14 protein-coding genes are annotated in these 18,077 nt (G+C 74.0%); 6 read left to right on the top strand and 8 right to left on the bottom strand.

Going from position 1 to position 18,077, the window contains the following annotated elements:
- Nucleotides 1–7: 7 nt before the first annotated feature.
- The 6 genes from ACIRNI_RS22155 to ACIRNI_RS22130 all read right to left on the bottom strand — a co-directional run bounded on the left by ACIRNI_RS22155 (nt 8) and on the right by ACIRNI_RS22130 (nt 7,158).
- The gene (locus ACIRNI_RS22155) at nt 8–1,612 is read right to left on the bottom strand and encodes an ABC transporter substrate-binding protein (RefSeq protein ID WP_403553503.1); all 1,605 of its coding nucleotides are present in this window, start codon (nt 1,610–1,612) and stop codon (nt 8–10) included.
- 87 nt (nt 1,613–1,699) lie between these two features.
- Nucleotides 1,700–2,785 (bottom strand): acyl-CoA dehydrogenase family protein, encoded by a 1,086-nt coding sequence (locus ACIRNI_RS22150; protein WP_403553501.1) that lies wholly within the window; start codon nt 2,783–2,785, stop codon nt 1,700–1,702.
- Nucleotides 2,764–3,951 carry an acyl-CoA dehydrogenase family protein gene (locus ACIRNI_RS22145; RefSeq protein WP_403553499.1) on the bottom strand — a complete coding sequence of 396 codons (1,188 nt, stop codon included), beginning with the start codon at nt 3,949–3,951 and terminating at the stop codon, nt 2,764–2,766. The genes ACIRNI_RS22150 and ACIRNI_RS22145 overlap by 22 nt, the downstream gene beginning before the upstream one ends.
- A complete protein-coding gene (locus ACIRNI_RS22140; RefSeq protein ID WP_403553497.1) occupies nt 3,948–4,925 on the bottom strand; it encodes an NADPH:quinone oxidoreductase family protein in 978 nt (325 codons plus the stop codon). Before ACIRNI_RS22140 ends, ACIRNI_RS22145 begins: the two co-directional genes overlap by 4 nt.
- 119 nt (nt 4,926–5,044) lie before the next feature.
- Nucleotides 5,045–5,800 (bottom strand): PIG-L deacetylase family protein, encoded by a 756-nt coding sequence (locus ACIRNI_RS22135; protein WP_403553495.1) that lies wholly within the window; start codon nt 5,798–5,800, stop codon nt 5,045–5,047.
- A 41-nt stretch (nt 5,801–5,841) separates the two neighbouring features.
- Entirely contained in the window at nt 5,842–7,158 is a 1,317-nt protein-coding gene (locus tag ACIRNI_RS22130; protein WP_403553493.1) for an alpha/beta fold hydrolase, read from the bottom strand.
- Between the two features lie 146 nt (nt 7,159–7,304).
- Here ACIRNI_RS22130 and ACIRNI_RS22125 point away from each other — a divergent pair, with 146 nt between their 5' ends.
- Nucleotides 7,305–8,276, top strand: a complete 972-nt coding sequence (locus ACIRNI_RS22125; RefSeq protein ID WP_403553491.1) for an acetylxylan esterase — start codon at nt 7,305–7,307, stop codon at nt 8,274–8,276.
- Between the two features lie 98 nt (nt 8,277–8,374).
- A complete protein-coding gene (locus ACIRNI_RS22120; protein WP_403553489.1) occupies nt 8,375–11,098 on the top strand; it encodes a SpoIIE family protein phosphatase in 2,724 nt (907 codons plus the stop codon).
- 63 nt (nt 11,099–11,161) lie between these two features.
- Here the strand turns inward: ACIRNI_RS22120 and ACIRNI_RS22115 are convergent, their stop codons facing one another.
- Nucleotides 11,162–11,539 carry a transglycosylase family protein gene (locus tag ACIRNI_RS22115; RefSeq protein WP_403553487.1) on the bottom strand — a complete coding sequence of 126 codons (378 nt, stop codon included), beginning with the start codon at nt 11,537–11,539 and terminating at the stop codon, nt 11,162–11,164.
- Nucleotides 11,540–11,682: 143 nt separating this feature from the next.
- Nucleotides 11,683–12,732 (bottom strand): M28 family peptidase, encoded by a 1,050-nt coding sequence (locus ACIRNI_RS22110; protein ID WP_403553485.1) that lies wholly within the window; start codon nt 12,730–12,732, stop codon nt 11,683–11,685.
- 70 nt (nt 12,733–12,802) lie between these two features.
- Between ACIRNI_RS22110 and ACIRNI_RS22105 the strand changes: the two genes are divergently transcribed.
- The 4 genes from ACIRNI_RS22105 to ACIRNI_RS22090 all read left to right on the top strand — a co-directional run bounded on the left by ACIRNI_RS22105 (nt 12,803) and on the right by ACIRNI_RS22090 (nt 18,064).
- Nucleotides 12,803–13,543: a PP2C family protein-serine/threonine phosphatase gene (locus ACIRNI_RS22105; protein ID WP_403553483.1), complete on the top strand. Its 741-nt coding sequence runs from the start codon at nt 12,803–12,805 to the stop codon at nt 13,541–13,543.
- A gap of 189 nt (nt 13,544–13,732) precedes the next feature.
- A complete protein-coding gene (pgm, locus tag ACIRNI_RS22100) occupies nt 13,733–15,373 on the top strand; it encodes a phosphoglucomutase (alpha-D-glucose-1,6-bisphosphate-dependent) (protein WP_403553481.1) in 1,641 nt (546 codons plus the stop codon).
- A gap of 151 nt (nt 15,374–15,524) precedes the next feature.
- Nucleotides 15,525–16,322 (top strand): VOC family protein, encoded by a 798-nt coding sequence (locus ACIRNI_RS22095; protein WP_403553479.1) that lies wholly within the window; start codon nt 15,525–15,527, stop codon nt 16,320–16,322.
- A gap of 119 nt (nt 16,323–16,441) precedes the next feature.
- Entirely contained in the window at nt 16,442–18,064 is a 1,623-nt protein-coding gene (locus ACIRNI_RS22090; protein WP_403553477.1) for an adenosine deaminase, read from the top strand.
- Nucleotides 18,065–18,077: the final 13 nt, after the last annotated feature.

Below are 18,077 nucleotides of genomic sequence, written 5' to 3'. Positions count from 1 at the left end.
TTCACGGTCACTTCTTCGGGGTCCAGTCCTCGACGTTCCACCAGGGGCCGGCGGCGAGGCCGTGGTCGTGCGGCTCGACCTGCGTGGACAGGCCGTCCCAGAAGGTGTTGAGGACGTACACGTGGTCGATGTGGGTGAGGAAGGTGTAGCCGGGGTTCTTCACCAGCTCGCGCTGGACGGTGTCGTACGCGGCCTTCCGGGCGGCCTTGTCGTTGGTCTTGCGGCCGTCGCCCAGGGCCTTGTCGACGACCGGGTTGTCGTACCAGGCCATGTTGTTGAAGCCGTCGCCGCCGAGGGAGGACTTCAGCAGCAGGTACTGGTCGAAGTCGGGGTCGCCGGGCGATCCGCCGCCCGCGAGGACCGCGTCCTGCTTCATGCGCGGCTGGATGACCTCCCACGTACCGGCCTGGGTGGTGATGTCGATGCCGGCCTTCTTGGCGTCGGAGGCGTACGCGAGGGCGTGGTCCTGGCGGAGCTTGTCGCCGGAGAGGTACCAGAGCGGGAAGGCGGCGCGGACGCCGTCCTTGACGCGGATGCCGTCGGGGCCGGGCTTCCAGCCCGCCTCGTCGAGGATCTTCTTCGCCCGCCCCAGGTCGTGGGGGCGCTCGGTGCCCTTGGTGAACCACTCGCTGTCGGTGGGGACCGGGCCGTAGGCGGGCTTCCCGGCGCCTTCGAGGATCTTGTCGACCATGGCCTGCCGGTCGACGGCGACGTCGAGGGCGCGGCGGATCGCGGTGTCGCCGGTGACCTTGTTGTGGGTGGGCAGGGTCACGGTCCGGTAGTCGTACGTCGTGGCCTCGTACGTCTTCTTGCCGCCGTCGCTCTTGAAGCCCTTGGCGAGGTTGGGCGGCAGGATCGCGCCGTCGAGGTCGCCGGAGCGCAGGCGGGTGGCGCGGACGTCGTCGTCCTTGATGATCGCCATGGTGAACTTCTTCACCTTCGGCGCGCCGCCCCAGTAGTGCGGGTTGGCCTTGAAGCTGAGCTTCTCGCCCTTGGACCAGCCGGTGAGGATGTACGGGCCGGTGCCGATGGGCTTGGTGGTGAAGGGGCCGGAGTTGACGTCCTGCTGCGCGGCGATGTGCTCGGGGGCGATGGCGAGGACCGTGCGCTGGGCGAAGGGCGCGTACGGGTACTTGAGCGTGAAGACGACGGTGTCGTCGCCGACCGCCTTGACGTCCTTGAGAGCGTCGAGCTCGGTCTTCGAGGGGTTGTTGGTCTTCGCGTCGAGGATGGTGCGGTACGTGAAGACGACGTCCTTGGCGCCGAACGGCTTGCCGTCGCTGAAGGTGACGCCCTTGCGGAGCTTGTACGTGTACGTCAGACCGTCGGCGCTCACCTCGGGCAGCGCGGCCGCGAGGGCGGGCGTGAGCTTCATGTCGCCGTCGAAGGCGAGCAGCCCGTCGAAGATCTTGGAGTTGCCGTCCTTGCCGTAGCCGAGGAGGGGGCTGAGCGTCTCGGGCTCGTACGCGATGCCGACGACCGCGCTGTCCCCGGCGCCGTGGAGCTTGGCGTCGGGGACGGGGTTCGAGCAGGCCGCCGCGGTGAGGGCCAGGGCCCCGGCCAGCGTCGCGACGGCCGTGCCGCGTATGGCGCGTATCGATCGGGCGGTCATGGTCCGCACCCCTCTTGAAGATCGGATGTTGTTGCGAGCGATTCGCAATTAAACATCATGTAGAGGGGTGGGCGCATACCGCGGTCCTTACCCGGCCGCCCCGGGCGCCGGGAGATCCACCAGCTCGGCGAGGATGCGCTTGTGGTGCCCCGCCGAACCGTAGGCGGTCTGGTCGGCCTTGGCGCGCTTGAGGTAGAGGTGCGCCGGGTGCTCCCAGGTCATGCCGATGCCGCCGTGCAGCTGAACGCACTCCTCGGCGGCGCGCACCGCGACGCGCGAGCAGTACACCTGGGCGACCGCCACGGCGAGCGGCGCGTCCGGGCTGCCGGTGGCGAGCGCGTCGGCGGCGCCCCGGGCGGCGGCCCGCGCTCCCGCGACGTCCAGCCACAGCTGGGCCATGCGGTGCTTGAGCGCCTGGAAGGAGCCGACGGGCCGGTTGAACTGGTGGCGCTCACGGGTGTGCCGCACTGTCTCCTCCAGGCACCACTCGGCCACGCCCAGCTGCTCGGAGGCGAGCAGCCCGGCCCCGGCGAGCAGACCGCGGCGGACGGCCGTCCGAGCTGCGTCCGCGTCCGCGAGACGGGTGCCGCCGGCGTCGGCGGTCACGGTGGCGAGGGGCCGGGTCAGGTCCAGCGGGGTCTGCGGTACGACGTCGGCGTCGGCGGCGTCGACCGCGTACAGCCCGTCGGGGCGCGGCACGAGCAGCACGTCGGCGCGGACGGCGTCGGCGACCGCCGAGACCGCCCCCGTGGTGCCCGGCTCGTCACCGGGCCCGGCGGCGAGCGGAACGGCGAGCACGGCGACCGTGCGGCCGGTGGCGAGCTCGGTGAGCAGGTCCCGGGCCTCCAGGGCCAGCAGCGTCTCGGTCGCGACGACCGAGCTGGTGAGGTACGGGACCGGCGTCACCGCGCGGCCCAGCTCCTCCAGCACGACGGCGGCCTCGCGGTGCGTGGCGCCCTGTCCGCCGAGCTTCTCGGGGACGAGGAGCCCCGCCGCGCCCATGTCGGCGGCGAGCGCCTGCCAGAGGGCGGGGTCGTACGGCGTGCTCTCCTCGACGCGTCCGGGCAGGGCGGCCGGGTCGGCGCGGTCGGCGAGGAGGGACCGTACGGCGGCCCGCAGGTCGTTCTCCTCCTCGGTGTACAGCAGGTCCGTCATCGCGCCAGGTCCTTCCATGCGACGTCCTTGTCGGTGCGCGGCTCGGCGGGCAGGCCGAGGACGCGCTCGGCGACGATGTTGAGCAGCACCTCGCTCGTACCGCCCTCGATGGAGTTGCCCTTGGAGCGCAGGTAGCGGTAGCCGGCGTCGCGGCCGGTGAAGTCGACGTGCTCGGGGCGGCGCATGGTCCAGTCCCCGTACAGCAGGCCCTCCTCGCCGAGGAGTTCCACCTCCAGTCCGCTGATCTCCTGGTTGAGGCGGGCGAAGGCGAGCTTCATGCCGCTTCCCTCGGGGCCGGGCTGGCCCAGGGCGAGCTGCTGGCGCAGCCGCTCGCCGGTGAGCCGGGCGACCTCGGCGTCGACCCACAGGTCCAGCAGGCGCTGGTGGAGGTCGTGGGTGCGCAGCTCGGGACGGTCGCGCCAGGTCCGCGCGGCGGTGGCGATCATGCCGCCCTCGCGCGGGATGCGGGCACCGCCGATGGCGACGCGCTCGTTGTTGAGCGTGGTCTGGGCGACCTTCCAGCCCTCGCCGACCGCGCCGAGGCGGTGTGCGTCGGGGATGCGGACGTCGGTGAGGAAGACCTCGTTGAACTCGGCCTCGCCGGTGATCTGGCGCAGCGGCCGCACCTCGACGCCCGGGTCGGTCATGTCGCAGAGGAAGTAGGTGATACCGCGGTGCTTGGGCACGTCGGGGTCGGTGCGGGCGATGAGGATCGCCCAGCGGGCCACATGGGCGCTGGAGGTCCACACCTTCTGCCCGTTGACCACCCAGTCGCCGTCCTCCCCGTCCCGGACGGCCCGGGTGGAGAGCGCGGCGAGGTCGGAGCCGGCGCCGGGCTCGCTGAAGAGCTGGCACCAGACCTCCTCCCCCAGCCACAGGGGCCGCAGGAAGCGGCGCTTCTGCTCCTCGGTGCCGTACGCGAGGATCGTCGGGGCCGCCATGCCGAGCCCGATGCCGATGCGGCGCGGGTCGTTGTCGGGCGCTCCGGCGGCTGCGAGCTCGGTGTCGACGACGGCCTGGAGGGAGCGGGGCGCGTCGAGGCCGCCGAGGCCGACGGGGTAGTGGACCCAGGCGAGCCCGGCGTCGAAGCGTGCCGCGAGGAAGTCGGCGCGGTCGGTGGTGGCGGGCGGGTGGGCGGCCAGCAACTCCTGGGTGCGGCGGCGCAGTTCGGCGGCGTCGGTCACTTGGCGGCTCCTTCCGTGACGGCCGGGAGGACGACCAGGCGGCCGGTGGTCGTGCCGTCGGCGACGCGCTGGACGGCGTCCGCCGCGTCCGCGAAGGCGACCCGGTCGCTGATCAGCGGCTTGATCAGGCCCTTGGCGGCGTACTCGGTGAGCGTGTCGTGGCAGCGGCGGACGGCCTCGGGGTCCTTCTGGTTGTACAGGCCCCAGTGCAGGCCCAGGATCGAGTAGTTCTTGACGAGGGCGTGGTTGAGGGCCGGGGCCGGGATGTCGCCGCTCGCGAAGCCGACGACGACGATCCGGCCTTCGAACGCCACGCACTTGGCGGACTTGGCGTAGGCGTCGCCGCCGACCGGGTCGTAGATCACATCGGCGCCCCGGCCGCCGGTGGCCTCCTTGACGGCCGCGACGATGTCGTCGGCACGCCGGTCGATGACGAGGTCGCAGCCGAGCTCGCGCGCGACGGCGGCCTTGTCGGCGCCGCCGACGACACCGATGACGGTGGCGCCGGTCGCCTTGCCGAGCTGGACGGCGGCGCTGCCGACGCCGCCCGCGGCGGCGTGGACGAGGAGCGTCTCGCCCTCCCGCAGCCCGGCCCTGCGGTGCAGTCCGAACCAGCCGGTCTGGTACCCGATGTGCAGGGCGGCCGCCTCGGCGTCGTCGAGCGCCTCGGGCGCGGGCAGCACCGCCGCCGCGTCGGCGACGGCGTACTCGGCGAGGCCGCCGTACGGCAGCGCGGGCGTGGCGATCACGCGGCGGCCGTCCTCGGTCTCGCCGCAGATCTCCACGCCGGGCGTGAACGGCAGGGGCGGGCGCACCTGGTAGTGGCCCCGGCACAGCAGCGCGTCCGGGAAGTTGATGTTCGCGGCCCGGACCTTCAGCAGGAGCTGCCCCTCGCCGGGCGTGGGCCGGTCCACCTCTTCGAGCCGCATCACCTCGCTCGGCTCACCGTTCCGGTGTACGCGCCATGCCTGCATGGGGGCCTCCACTAGGGGTCGGGCAGAACCACGATGGGCCGCATACTAAGCGGTCGCTTGCCGGTCGGGGAAGAGGTGGGCCCCCGGAGGCGTACCCGCGCACCGGGGGCCCGGCGGTGTCAGCGGCCGAAGACCTCGAAGGTCACGGCCGGGCGGCCGCCGAACCGCGCCGCGGCGGCCTGCGCGGTGCCGGCGAGGAAGGTACGGCAGTACTCCTCCGGGTCCTGGTCCGTCAGCGCCTCGATGTACGCCCGGTGTTCCAGCAGCGAGCGCACGGCGCGGTCCATGCCGGGCGTCGCGTCCACGGCGTGGGTGGGGTTGGCGGAGCCGGCGACCGCCACCCAGCGCACGCCGTCCCACGGTTCGAGGCCCTGCTCGATGAGCTCGGGGAAGATCCAGCGGTTGCCCGCGTCGGCCGCCGCGTCCAGCGTGGCGCGGCCGACGGCGACGTGGTCCGGGGTGTTCCAGGCGACACCGCCCCAGGTGTCGCGGTGGTTGAGGGTGATGACGAGCTCGGGGCGGTGGCGGCGGATCGCGGCGGCGATGTCCCGGCGCAGTCCGAGGCCGTACTCCACGACCCCGTCCTTGTGGTCGAGGAACTCCACCGCCGAGACGCCGACGACCGCCGCGCTCGCCCGCTGCTCCCGCTCCCGCAGCGGCCCGCAGGTCGCGGGGTCGATGGTGTCGATGCCCGCCTCACCGCGCGTCGCGAGCACGTACGTCACCTCGCGGCCTGCGTCGGTCCAGGCGGCGACGGCGGCGGCGCACCCGTATTCGAGGTCGTCGGGGTGGGCGACGACGGCGAGGGCGCGCTGCCAGTCCTCGGGCATGGGCTGGAGCTGGGACGTGGTCCGACCGGTCGTTTGATCACTCATGGCCGCAGGATACGGCCGCGCCGATCGGACCCGACGCTCCGTCAGGCCTCACCCCGCGCCAGGGCGAGGAGCCGGTCCAGGACGCGGTGGCCGCTCGCGCGGAGCCCGTCGTGTTCGTACTCGTCGGTCACCCAGGTCCGCAGGCCCGGGATCGTCCGCGCGGTGGCGAGCGAGTGCGCCGTGTCGACGTACAGGTCGTCGTGGTACACGGCGGCGGCGACCGGCACGGTGGTGGCGGCGAGGCGCTCGGCGTCGTACAGCGGCGTCCAGTCCGCGCGGGCGGCGAGCAGCTCGGCGGTCTCGCGCAGGGGCCGCAGGGCCGGGTCGGTGTCGAAGTGCCAGGGGTGGATGGTCTCCCCGGTGAAGAGCAGCGGCCCGTCGCCCGCCAGGGTCTCGGCGGCGTCGAACTCCGGGAACTCCCCGCGCACCCGCTCGGCCGCCCACGCCGTGGGGCCCTGGCCGCGCGCGGGGCCCTGGGCGTAGATCGCCTCGTGCAGCAGGGCGTACAGCGGGTGTGCCGCGAACGACAGCGCCGCCCGCACCTCCTCCTGGAAGGCGTCGGAGAGGACCGGGCCGCCGGCGCCGCGGACGAACGCGTTCTCCAGCAGGTAGTGGAGGCGGTGGCTGCCGTCCCCGCTGCCGAGCAGGATGCCCAGCGACTGGAAGGCCTCCGGGGTCAGCACATGGCCGCCGGGCAGGACCGTGCGGTGCTCGGCGAGATGGGCGGCGATGCGGCGGGCGCGGGCGACGTCCTGCGGATAGCGGGCGTAGTGGTCCTCGGCCTTGCGCCGCATGCGCGGGTAGGCGGCGCGGTAGACGTCGTCGGCGCGGGCGTCCAGCGAAGGCAGGCCGCCGGTGATGAGGACGGTCCGCAGGCTTTCGGGGGCGGCGGACAGGTAGTGGGTGGCGCAGAAGCCGCCGAAGCTCTGGCCGAGCACGGTCCAGGGGGCGCCGCCCGTCAGCCGGTGCCGGATCAGTTCGCAGTCCCGCACGATGGAGTCGGCGCGGTAGTGCGCCAGGTGGTCCGCCTGGGCGGCCGGGCCGCCGTGCAGGGGCAGGGTCTGCCGGTTGGCGGGGGTGGAGCGGCCGGTGCCGCGCTGGTCGAGGAGCAGCACCCGGAACTCCTGGACGGCGCGGCCGAGCCACGCCTGGGCGCCGACGAAGCGGCGGGCGCCGAAGCCGGGCCCGCCCTCCAGATAGACGAGCCAGGGCAGGTCGGCGCCCACCATTCCGGAGGCCACGACTTCGCGGGCGTACAGCTCGATGTGCGCGCCCGACGGGTCGCCGTGGTCGAGCGGGACGGTGAAGCGGTGGTCGGTGAGGACGACCCCTGGCTGGCGGTAGCGGTGGCTGGTCAACGCGGCTCCTGTCGCCTTTCCCTGTTCGGTGCGCCGAACAGTCCACCACAGGTGGAATCCGCCGGTGACCAGGGGCTTCTGCTCGCCATCCCCGCCCCCGTACGGTGATCACGACCGTATCCCGCGCATCCAGGTGGAGCCGCCGCATGTCTCGATTCGACCTGCCCCTCGACGAACTCCGCGCCTACCGCAGCGCCTCGCCCGAGCCGGAGGACTTCGACGCCTTCTGGGCGAAGACCCTCGACGAGGCCCGCTCCCACGCCCTCGACGCGCGCTTCGAACGGGTCGAGGCGCACCTGGCGACGGTCGAGGTGTACGACGTCACCTTCGCCGGATTCGGCGGCCACCCGGTCAAGGGCTGGTTCGTCATACCGGCCGGCGCGCGAGAACCGCTGCCGGTGGTGGTGGAGTTCCTCGGCTACGGCGGCGGGCGGGGCCTGCCGCACGCGCACCTGCTGTGGGCGTCGGCCGGGTTCGCGCACTTCGTGATGGACACGCGGGGCCAGGGCAGCGGGTGGGCCGTCGGCGACACGCCCGACCCCGTGGGCAGCGCGCCCTCGTACCCGGGTTTCCTCACCCGCGGTATCGAGGACCCGGACGCCTTCTTCTACCGGCGCGTGTTCACGGACGCCGTACGCGCCGTGGAGGCGGCCCGGTCGCACCCGCTGGCGGACGCGGCGCGTACCGCGGTCATCGGGGAGAGCCAGGGCGGCGGGATCACGCTGGCCGTCGCGGGCCTGGTCCCGGACCTGGCGGCGATCGCGCCGGACGTGCCGTTCCTGTGCGACTTCCCCCGGGCCACGACCATCACCGACCGCAACCCGTACCGGGAGGTGGCCGCGTACCTCAAGACGCACCGCGGCAGCGCGGAGCGGGTGGCGGGGACGCTGGCGTACTTCGACGGGGTTCACTTCGCGGCGCGCGGCACGGCGCCGGCGCTGTTCTCGACCGCGCTGGAGGACCTGACATGCCCGCCGTCGACGGTGTTCGCGGCGTTCAACGCGTACGCGCACGAGGACAAGGCCATCGAGGTGTACGACTTCAACGACCACGAGGGCGGGGGCGTCTTCCAGCAGGCGGTCCAGCTGCGCTGGCTCCCGGGCAGGCTGACGGCCTGACCACCGCCGGACGGCCTGACCGCCTGACGGGCCCGACCACCGCCGGACGGCGCCGCACGCGGTCGCTACCCCCGGGGAACCGGTGCTAGAAATGGGACATGAGCGGACGTCTCGGACGACCCAGGCGCGTGTCGGGCGCCCGGCTCCGTTCCCTGCTGCGGGCCCGCAGCGTGGCCGGGCAGGTGCTGCTGCTCCAGGTCGTCGTCGCGGTGCTGCTGATCGTCGCCGCGGTGGTCGCACTGGCGTTCCAGGAGCGGCGCGACGGCGAGCAGGAGGCGAAGAGCCGGTCGCTGGCCGCCGCCGAGTCCTTCGCGGACGCCCCGGGCACCGCGCGGGCGCTGACGTCGCCGGACCCTGCGGCGGCCTTGCGGTCCCACGCCGAGGAGGCGCGGCGTGGCGCGGGCGTGGACTTCTTCGTGGTGATGGCGCCGGACGGCACGCGCCTCGTCGACACCGACGCATCGCTGGTGGGCACGCGTGCCGAGGGGGTCGAGCGGGCCACCCGGGGCACACCCTTCGCGGAGATCTTCGAGGGAGCCCCGAACGACGCGGCCCGGGCCGTCGTCCCCGTCGAGGACGCGGACGGCACCATCGTGGGTCTGGTGAGCGCCGGGGTGGAGATCGAGAACGTCGGGGCGGCGGTCAACCGCCACCTGCCGGTGCTGCTCGTCTCCGCGGCCGCCGCGCTGGCCCTCGCCGTCGGCAGCTCCGCGCTGGTGAGCCGGCGGCTGAGCCGCCAGACACACGGCCTCGGCCCCACCGAGATGACCCGGATGTACGAGCACCACAACGCCGTCCTGCACGCCGTGCGCGAGGGCGTGATCCTGATCGGCGGCGACGGCCGCCTGACGCTCGCCAACGACGAGGCGCGCAGGTTGCTCGAACTGCCCGCGGCGGCCGAGGGGCGCCGCGTCACCGAGCTGGGCCTGGACGAGGACATCGCGGAACTGCTGGCCTCCGGCCGTACCGTCACCGACGAGGTGCACCTGGCCGCCGACCGGCTGCTGGCCGTGAACACCCGCCCCACCGCCCCGTACGGCGGCGCCTCCGGCACGGTCGCGACGCTCCGCGACACCACCGAGCTGCGCGCGCTGTCGGGCACGGCGGAGGTGGCGCGGGAGCGGCTGAAGCTGCTGTACGAGGCGGGGGTGCGGATCGGCACCACGCTGGACGTGCGGCGGACCGCGGAGGAGCTGTCGGAGGTGGCGGTCCCCCGGTTCGCGGACTTCGTCACGGTGGAGCTGCTGGACCCGGTGCTGCGCGGCGAGGAGCCGACCGACGAGCACACCGAGATGCGGCGCGCGGCCGTGAGCGGCATCCGCGAGGACCCGCCGCTCCAGCCCGTGGGCGACCTGATCAGCTTCGACGATCCGGCGACGCCGATGGCGGCGGCGCTGGCGAGCGGTCACGCGGTGCTGGAAGCGGATCTGAGGCACGCGTACAGCTGGCGGGCCCAGGACCCCGAGGGGGCCGACACGGCGCTGGCGTACGGCATCCACTCGCTGATCGCGGTGCCGCTCCAGGCCAGGGGCGTGGTGATGGGGATGGCCAACTTCTGGCGTGCGGAGCGGGCCGAGCGGTTCGAGGAGGAGGACCTCGCCTTCGCCGAGGAGCTGGCCGCCCGCGCCGCCGTCGCCATCGACAACGCCCGCCGCTTCACCCGTGAGCACACCATGGCCGTCACGCTCCAGCGGAGCCTGCTGCCCCGGGTGCTGCCCGAGCAGGAGGCGCTGGAGGTGGCGTACCGCTACCTGCCCGCGCAGGCCGGGGTGGGCGGCGACTGGTTCGACGTGATCCCGCTGCCGGGCGCGCGGGTCGCGCTGGTGGTCGGCGATGTGGTGGGGCACGGCCTGCACGCCGCCGCCACGATGGGCCGGCTGCGTACGGCCGTGCACAACTTCTCGGCCCTCGACCTGCCGCCGGACGAGCTCCTGGGCCATCTGGACGAGCTGGTCTCCCGGATCGACGAGGAGGAGTCGGGCGACGGCGGCGGCGACGGCATCACGGGCGCCACCTGCCTGTACGCCATCTACGACCCGGTCTCCGGGCGCTGCTGTGTGGCGACGGCCGGGCACTTCGCCCCGGCGCTGGTCATGCCGGACGGGACGGTCGACTTCCCCCCGGTGCCCGTCTTCCCGCCGCTGGGCCTGGGCGGCGGGCCGTTCGAGACGGCCGAGATGCGCCTGCCGGAGGGCAGCCGGCTGGTGCTGTACACCGACGGCCTCATCGAGCACCGCGACCGCGACGTCGACACCGGCCTGCGCCTGCTGTGCGACACGCTGGCCGGGCACCGGGCGGACCGGACGGCGGAGGAGACCTGCCAGGCCGTCTTCAGCGCGATGCTGCCCCCGCACCGCAGGGACGACATCGCGCTGCTGGTGGCGCGCACACGGCTGCTGACCCCCGACCGGGTGGCGGACTGGGACGTGCCCGCCGACCCGGCGGCCGTCGCGCCGGTGCGCGCCGCGTGCGGCCGCCAGCTCGAGGCGTGGGGCCTGGGCGACATCGGGTTCACCACGGAGCTGATGCTCAGCGAACTGATCACCAACGCGATCCGGTACGGCTCCGAGCCCATCCACGTGCGGCTGCTGCGCGAGCGCAGCCTGATCTGCGAGGTGTCCGACGGCAGCAGCACCTCGCCGCACCTGCGGCGCGCGGCGACGACGGACGAGGGCGGGCGCGGGCTGTACCTGGTGTCGCAGTTCGCGGGGCGGTGGGGGACGCGGTACACGCCCACGGGGAAGGTGATGTGGACGGAGCAGCCTCTCACCGGCGGACCGCAACCGGTGGCGGAGCTGCTGATGGACGACTTGTCGTGGTGACGGCGAGCCGGCCCGGCGGAGCAGGGGCCGGCCGCGAGCCCGGCGAGACCGGGGAGACATCCCCTACCCGCGGTGGGCGCAGCTCCAGGCGCCCATGCCCTGCTGGGCGGCGAGCCGCTTGGCGGTCGCGATCTGCTCGCTCTTGGTGGCGAGATCCGCCCGGGGCGCGTACCGGCGGCCTCCGGCCGCCTCCCAGCTGGACTGGGTGAACTGCAGGCCGCCGTAGTGGCCGTTGCCGGTGTTGGCCTTCCAGTTGCCGCTGGACTCGCACCGCGCGATGGCGTCCCAGTCGACGCGGGGCGCCGCGTGGGCAGCGGCGGCGGGGGCGGCGGCGACGAGGAGCACCAGGGCGTGCGCGGCGATCGCGGTCCGCAGCAGCGACCTGCGGCGGCCGGCCGCCGGTGTGCCGACGGGGCCTGAGTTCGTACGACGACGGGACATGGGCGTCCTTTCCCTCGGGGACCTGCCACGAGCCGGGCAGGGTGCTCCGACCGTAGAACCGGGTCTCCGGAGCGGCACGCGCAGTTGCGCCCAACGGGCTGTCGTGGTCGATGTATCGACAATTTGCGCCCGGGAAGCGTCGGTCAGCGCGCCCGTACGGAGCGGGGCCAGAACACGGCGGTGGCTGCGGTCGCGGCGGCGACCGCAGCCAGGCGCGGGTAGTCGAGGGTGTCCGGGGTGTCGGTGGGCTGGTGGTAGTGGGAATTGCGGAAGTTCGCCGTACTGGTGAGCATCAGGGCCGGGATGCCCACGTTCCAGAAGGCCGCGTGGTCGCTGCGGTCGAGGTGGGCCAGCGGGGGCACCACGACCCCGGCGAGCGCGCCCAGCGGGCCGAGCGGCCGCGGATCGCGCAGGGTGACGCAGGCCAGCGGCGTCCGCCCGGCGCCGGCCGCCAGGCACCACAGCCGGGCCGCCGCGTCCGTCGCGCGGCGGTGCACCACGAGCGTGAAGTCGCCGCGCAGCCCGCCGGCGCGGACCTCGGCGGCCACGTCGGGGAACGCCGCCTCGAAGCCCAGCGGCATCAGCTGGCTCCCGGGCTCGTCCGTGAAGAACCCGACCGACTCCAGGCAGATCATGCCCACGGCCCGCCGGCCGCGCCGCAGCCGCCGGGCCGCGTACCGGGCGCCGATCAGCCCGAGCTCCTCCATGTCGAGGACGGCGAGCGTGACCGGGGGCGGCTGCGGCAGTCCGGCGAGGAGCCGGGCGGCCTCCAGCAGCGCGGCGACGCCGGAGGCGTTGTCGTCGGCGCCCGGGCTCGCCTCGACGGTGTCCAGGTGGGCGCCGACGACCACGGTCCCCCGGCACGGGGCGCCCGGCAGACGGGCCAGCAGGTTGGCGCCGGCCAGCCGCCGGTGCAGCCGGAACTCGAGCGGGAGCGCCTGGTGGCCCCGGCGGTCCGTGGAGCCCAGGCGGCACCGTACGTCGAACGGCTGCCGCTCGGTGCGCCAGCCCGCGGCGGCGAGCTCCCGCGCCGCGTACGCCTCGGCCCGCCGCATGGCCTCGGGCGCGCGGGTGCGGCTGCGCGGCCCCTCGGCGAGGAACTCCACGTCGCACCGCAGGCGCGCCGGGTCCGCCCGTGCGCCGAGCTCCCGTACGAGCCCGGCCACATCCGCGGTCGCGAAGGCACCGCTCATGGCACCACGGTGCTCTCCTTCGCGCGGCGCCACAATGGGAAGGGAGGCGAGGGAAGGGAGGGCGATCCCGGTGGCGTACGCGGCGGTGACCGCCTTGAGCCACGTCGGGCTGGTCCGGGAGCACAACGAGGACAGCCTGGCCGTCGGGCCGTGGACGCTCTGCGGCACGGTGACGGAGAGCCCCCAGACCCTGGTCTTCCCGCTGGGCACGCCGCTCGTCGTCGCGGTCGCCGACGGCCTCGGCGGCCAGCCGGCCGGCGAGGTCGCGAGCGCCCTGGTGGTGCGTCGGCTCTCCGCGCTCGGCCCCGCGCTGGACGGCGAGGACGCCGTCCGCGACGCGGTGGCCCACTGCAACCGCGCGGTGTACGCGGCGGCGGACGCCGATCCGGAGCTGCTGACCATGGGCACCACCGTGGCGGGCGCCGTGGTGCTGGCGGAGTCGCTGCTGGTGTTCAATGTCGGCGACAGCAAGGTCTACGCCATGTCCGACGACGGTCTGCGCCAACTCAGCACCGACGACAGCCCGCCCCCGCCGCCCGGGCGGCGCACCACGTCGGCCGTCACCCAGACACTCGGCGGCGGCCTCGCCTTCACCACCGTCACCCCGCATGTGACGGCCTCCGCCCACTCCGCCGGCGACCGCTTCCTCCTCTGCAGCGACGGCCTGACCGACCCCGTACCGGACGACGACCTCGCCTCCCTGCTGCGCGTGTACGACGACGGCCGGGCCGCCTTCGAACTCTGGAAGGCAGCCATCGACGCGGGCGGCCCCGACAACATCACCCTCGCCCTCCTCCGCATCGGCGCCTGAGCGACTCCCTCGGGCGGCGGACTTCCCGGAATCGTCCCGTGATGGACGCGCCCGTGTGCCCGCCCGGCACGCCTGATGGCACCGTCCGAGGGGAACGTCCGTACGGAGGGGCGTCCGCCCCGGAGACGACAGACAGGCGATCATGGTCCGTGTACTGCTCACACGGGACCGATGCGGAGGAGTGGACAGATGCCGAACGAGCGCGCGGGACAGCAGGCGCGGCCGGAGGACCTCGTCGATGTGGCCCGGCTGGTGACCGCGTACTACACCGTGCACCCCGATCCGGCGGAGGCGGGCCAGCGGGTGGCCTTCGGCACGTCGGGGCACCGCGGGTCGTCCCTCGCGGCGGCGTTCAACGAGGACCACATCGCGGCGACGAGCCAGGCGATCTGCGAGTACCGGGCCCGGCAGGGCACCGACGGGCCGCTGTTCCTGGGGGCGGACACCCACGCCCTGTCGGAGCCCGCGCGGGTGACGGCCGTCGAGGTGTTCGCGGCCAACGGCGTGACCGTGCTCATCGACGCGGGTGACGGCTACACGCCGACGCCCGCGGTGTCGCACGCCATCCTCACCCACAACCGCGGGCGCGCCTCGGGCCTGGCCGACGGCGTGGTGGTCACCCCCTCGCACAACCCCCCGGCGGACGGCGGGTTCAAGTACAACCCGCCGAGCGGCGGCCCGGCCGGCTCCGAGGCGACCGGCTGGGTCCAGGAGCGGGCCAACGAGATCATCACGGGCGGGCTGAAGGAGGTGCGCCGGCTGCCCTACGCCCGCGCGCTGGCCGCGCCCACGACGGGCCGGTACGACTTCCTCGGCGTGTACGTGCGGGACCTGCCCTCCGTCCTGGACCTGGACGCCGTGCGCGCCGCGGGCGTACGGATCGGCGCGGACCCCCTCGGCGGGGCGTCGGTGGCGTACTGGGGGCGGATCGCCGAGGAACACCGGCTCGACCTGACGGTGGTGAACCCGCACACCGATCCGACGTGGCGGTTCATGACGCTGGACTGGGACGGGAAGATCCGGATGGACTGCTCGTCCCCGTACGCCATGGCCTCGCTGATCGAGGGCCGCGACCGCTTCGCCATCGCCACCGGCAACGACGCGGACGCCGACCGGCACGGCATCGTGACGCCGGACGGCGGGCTGATGAACCCCAACCACTACCTGGCCGCGGCGATCGACCACCTCTTCCGCCACCGCGACCAGTGGCCGGCGAGCGCGCGGGTCGGCAAGACCCTGGTGTCCTCCGGCATGATCGACCGCGTCGCCGCCGACCTCGGACGCGAACTGGTCGAGGTGCCCGTCGGTTTCAAGTGGTTCGTGGAGGGGCTGGCCGACGGCTCGCTGGGCTTCGGCGGGGAGGAGTCGGCCGGGGCGTCGTTCCTGCGCCGCGACGGCTCGGTATGGACCACCGACAAGGACGGCATCGTGCTGGCGCTGCTCGCCTCCGAGATGCTGGCGGTGACGGGCCGCACGCCCAGCGAGCAGTACGCCGCGCTGACCGCCCGCTTCGGCGAACCGGCGTACGCCCGCGTCGACGCGCCCGCCACCCGCGAGGAGAAGGCCGCGCTGAGCCGCCTCTCCCCCGCCCAGGTGACCGCCGACACCCTCGCCGGCGAGCCGATCACCGCCGTCCTCACCGAGGCGCCCGGCAACGGCGCGCCCATCGGCGGCATCAAGGTGTGCACCGCCAGCGCGTGGTTCGCGGCGCGCCCTTCGGGCACCGAGGACGTCTACAAGGTGTACGCCGAGTCGTTCCAGGGCCCGGAGCACCTGGCGCGGGTGCAGGAGGAGGCCCAGGCGGTCGTCTCGGCGGCCCTGAGCGGCTGACGCCACGCCCTCCCCGGCACCCGGCCGCCCCGCGTCACCGGTTCGCCCCCCTCCGGCGGGCGCGGGGCGGTCCTCGGTGTCACGCTGCTGCGGTAAGCCTGCGGTAGGCGGTACGCCGCGGTACGCCGCACCAGCGACGCGAGGAATCACCGTGATCACCACTGACTTCGTCCAGGGCTCTCCCTGCTGGATCGACCTCGGCGCACCCGACGTCGCGGCGGCGGCCGCCTTCTACGGTTCCGTGTTCGGCTGGGAGTTCCAGCCCATGGGGGCCGACGCCCCGGACTTCGGCTTCCTGACGCTGGACGGCAAGAGGATCGCCGGCCTCGGCCCGCTCACCGAGGACGGGGCCCGCTCCGCCTGGATGATCTACTTCCTCACGGACGACGTGGACGCCACGACCGAGGCGGTACGGCGGTCGACCGGCCAGGTGCGGGTCGCGCCCATGGACGCCGACGGCGAGGGCCGGATGGCCCAGTACACCGACCCGCAGGGAGGGCAGTTCGCCGTCTGGCAGCCCAGCACGTTCAAGGGCATGGACTCCGTCGACGCGGTGGGGGCCCTGTGCTGGACGGAGCTGATGACGACGGACGCGGTCGCGGCCAAGGAGTTCTACGGGAGCCTGTTCGGCTGGCAGACGCAGGACATGGACCTGCCGGGCGGCGGCGGAACGTACTCGCTGATCACCCCGGCGGGCCAGCCGGAGGAGCGGATGCACGGCGGGCTCATGCAGCTCCCGGCCGAGCAGTTGTCGTTGACCGGTGGCCGTGCCTACTGGCACCCCGTCTTCGGGTCCGAGGACTGCGACGAGACGGTCGCCCGGGTCACCTCGAAGGGCGGCTCCGTGCAGATGGGCCCGGAGGACGCGGAGGGCGTCGGACGGCTGGCGGTCTGCGTCGACCGGGCGGGCGCGGACTTCGTGGTGCTCACGCCGGTCGAGCAGAGCTGACGCACCCCCCTCCGTACCTTCCACCCCTTCCGCGGCCCGTTCACCCGGACGGGTGGCCGTCGGAGTGAACACCGCCGAACGGGCCGCACGTCCGCCGCTCCGGTGGCGATCATGCAACGGTGATCAACCAACGCCACCACACCGGCCGCCGACGGGCTCTCCTCGCGGCCGGCCTCGCCGTGCTCAGCCTGTCGTCGGCGCAGTCCGCGCTGCCCGCCGCCGCCCAGGGCGCGCACGCGCCGTCGACGCCGTCCTCGCACGCCGCCCCTCCGCGCCTCGTGACCCCGGCGGAGGCGCGCGTCGACGCCCTTCTGGAGGCCATCCGCCACCGGCCCGCCCGGCTGCGGGAGTTCTTCCGGAACCTGCCCAAGGGCGGCGACCTGCACAACCACCTCTCCGGCGCCGTCTCCACGGAGTATCTGATCCGGCTCGCCGGAGAGGACGGCCTGTGCGTCGACGAGGCGACGATGACCGCCGTGGAACCGCCCTGCGGGCCGGGCAGGCGTCCGGCCGCCGACGCCGCGAGCGATCCCGCGTTCCACCGTGCGCTGGTGCGGGCGTGGTCCATGGAGGGCTTCCCCGAAGGGAAGCCGGGCCACGACCACTTCTTCGCCACCTTCGGCAGGTTCGGCGCGGTGACCTGGCGCCACCGCGGCAAGCTGCTGGCCGAGGTCGCCGACTCCGCGGCCGCGCAGAACCAGTCGTACCTGGAGACGATGGTGAGCCCGGCCTCCGAGGGGGCGAAGGAGCTCGCGACGAAGGTCGGCTGGGACGCGGACCTCGCCAGGCTGCACGGCAAGCTGCTGGCGGGTGGAAAGCTCGACCGGCTGGTCGCGGAGGCGCGCGCGGAGGCCGACGACGCGGACCGCGAGTTCCGTGCGGCGGCGCGCTGCGGCACCGCGCGGCCCGCTCCCGGCTGCCGGCTGACGGTCCGCTGGATCTCGCAGGTGTCGCGGGGCAGCGCGCCGGAGCGGGTCTTCACGCAGATGGCGCTGGGGATGCGGCTGGCGGAGCGCGACCCGCGGTTCGTGGCGGTCAACCTGGTCCAGCCGGAGGACTGGGAGAGCTCCCTGCGCGACTACCGCCTGCAGATGCGGATGCTCGCCCATCTGCACCGCGTCTACCCCCGGGCCCACCTCACCCTGCACGCGGGTGAGCTGTGGCCGGGCCTGGTCAAGCCCGAGCACCTGACCTTCCACATCGACGAGGCGGTGAACGTCGCCGGCGCCGAGCGCATCGGCCACGGCGTCGACCTGGTCCACGAGGACGACTGGCAGCGTCTGGCGCGCACGATGGCCGCCCGCGAGGTGGCGGTGGAGGTGCCGTTCACGAGCAACGCCCAGATCCTCGGCGTGAAGGGCGAGGAGCACCCCTTCTCCACCTACCGCGAGTACGGCGTGCCGGTCGTGCTGTCCACCGACGACCCCGGTGTCTCGCGCATCGACATCAGCCACGAGTACCAGTACGCCGCCACCACCTACGGCCTGCGCTACCCGGAGCTGAAGGACCTGGCGCGGGCGTCCTTGGAGTACGCCTTCCTGCCGGGCCGGAGCCTGTGGCGGGGCAACCCCACCCGGGAGGGCTACCGGCCCGTCGCGGAGTGCCGCACGGAGCCGTCCGGTCTCCGGGCGCCCGGCGCCGCCTGCCGGGAGCTGCTGGCCGCCAGCCCGAAGGCGGCCGTCCAGTGGCGGCAGGAGGTGGCCTTCGCCGCCTTCGAGCGGAGGTTCCGCGCCGGAGCGTGAGCCCCCCTGGCAC

This window comes from Streptomyces sp. NPDC093546, assembly GCF_044765045.1.
Taxonomy (GTDB): domain Bacteria; phylum Actinomycetota; class Actinomycetes; order Streptomycetales; family Streptomycetaceae; genus Streptomyces.
Note: the sequence above shows the minus strand (reverse complement) of the source record. Positions and strands in the feature narration are given on the sequence as shown.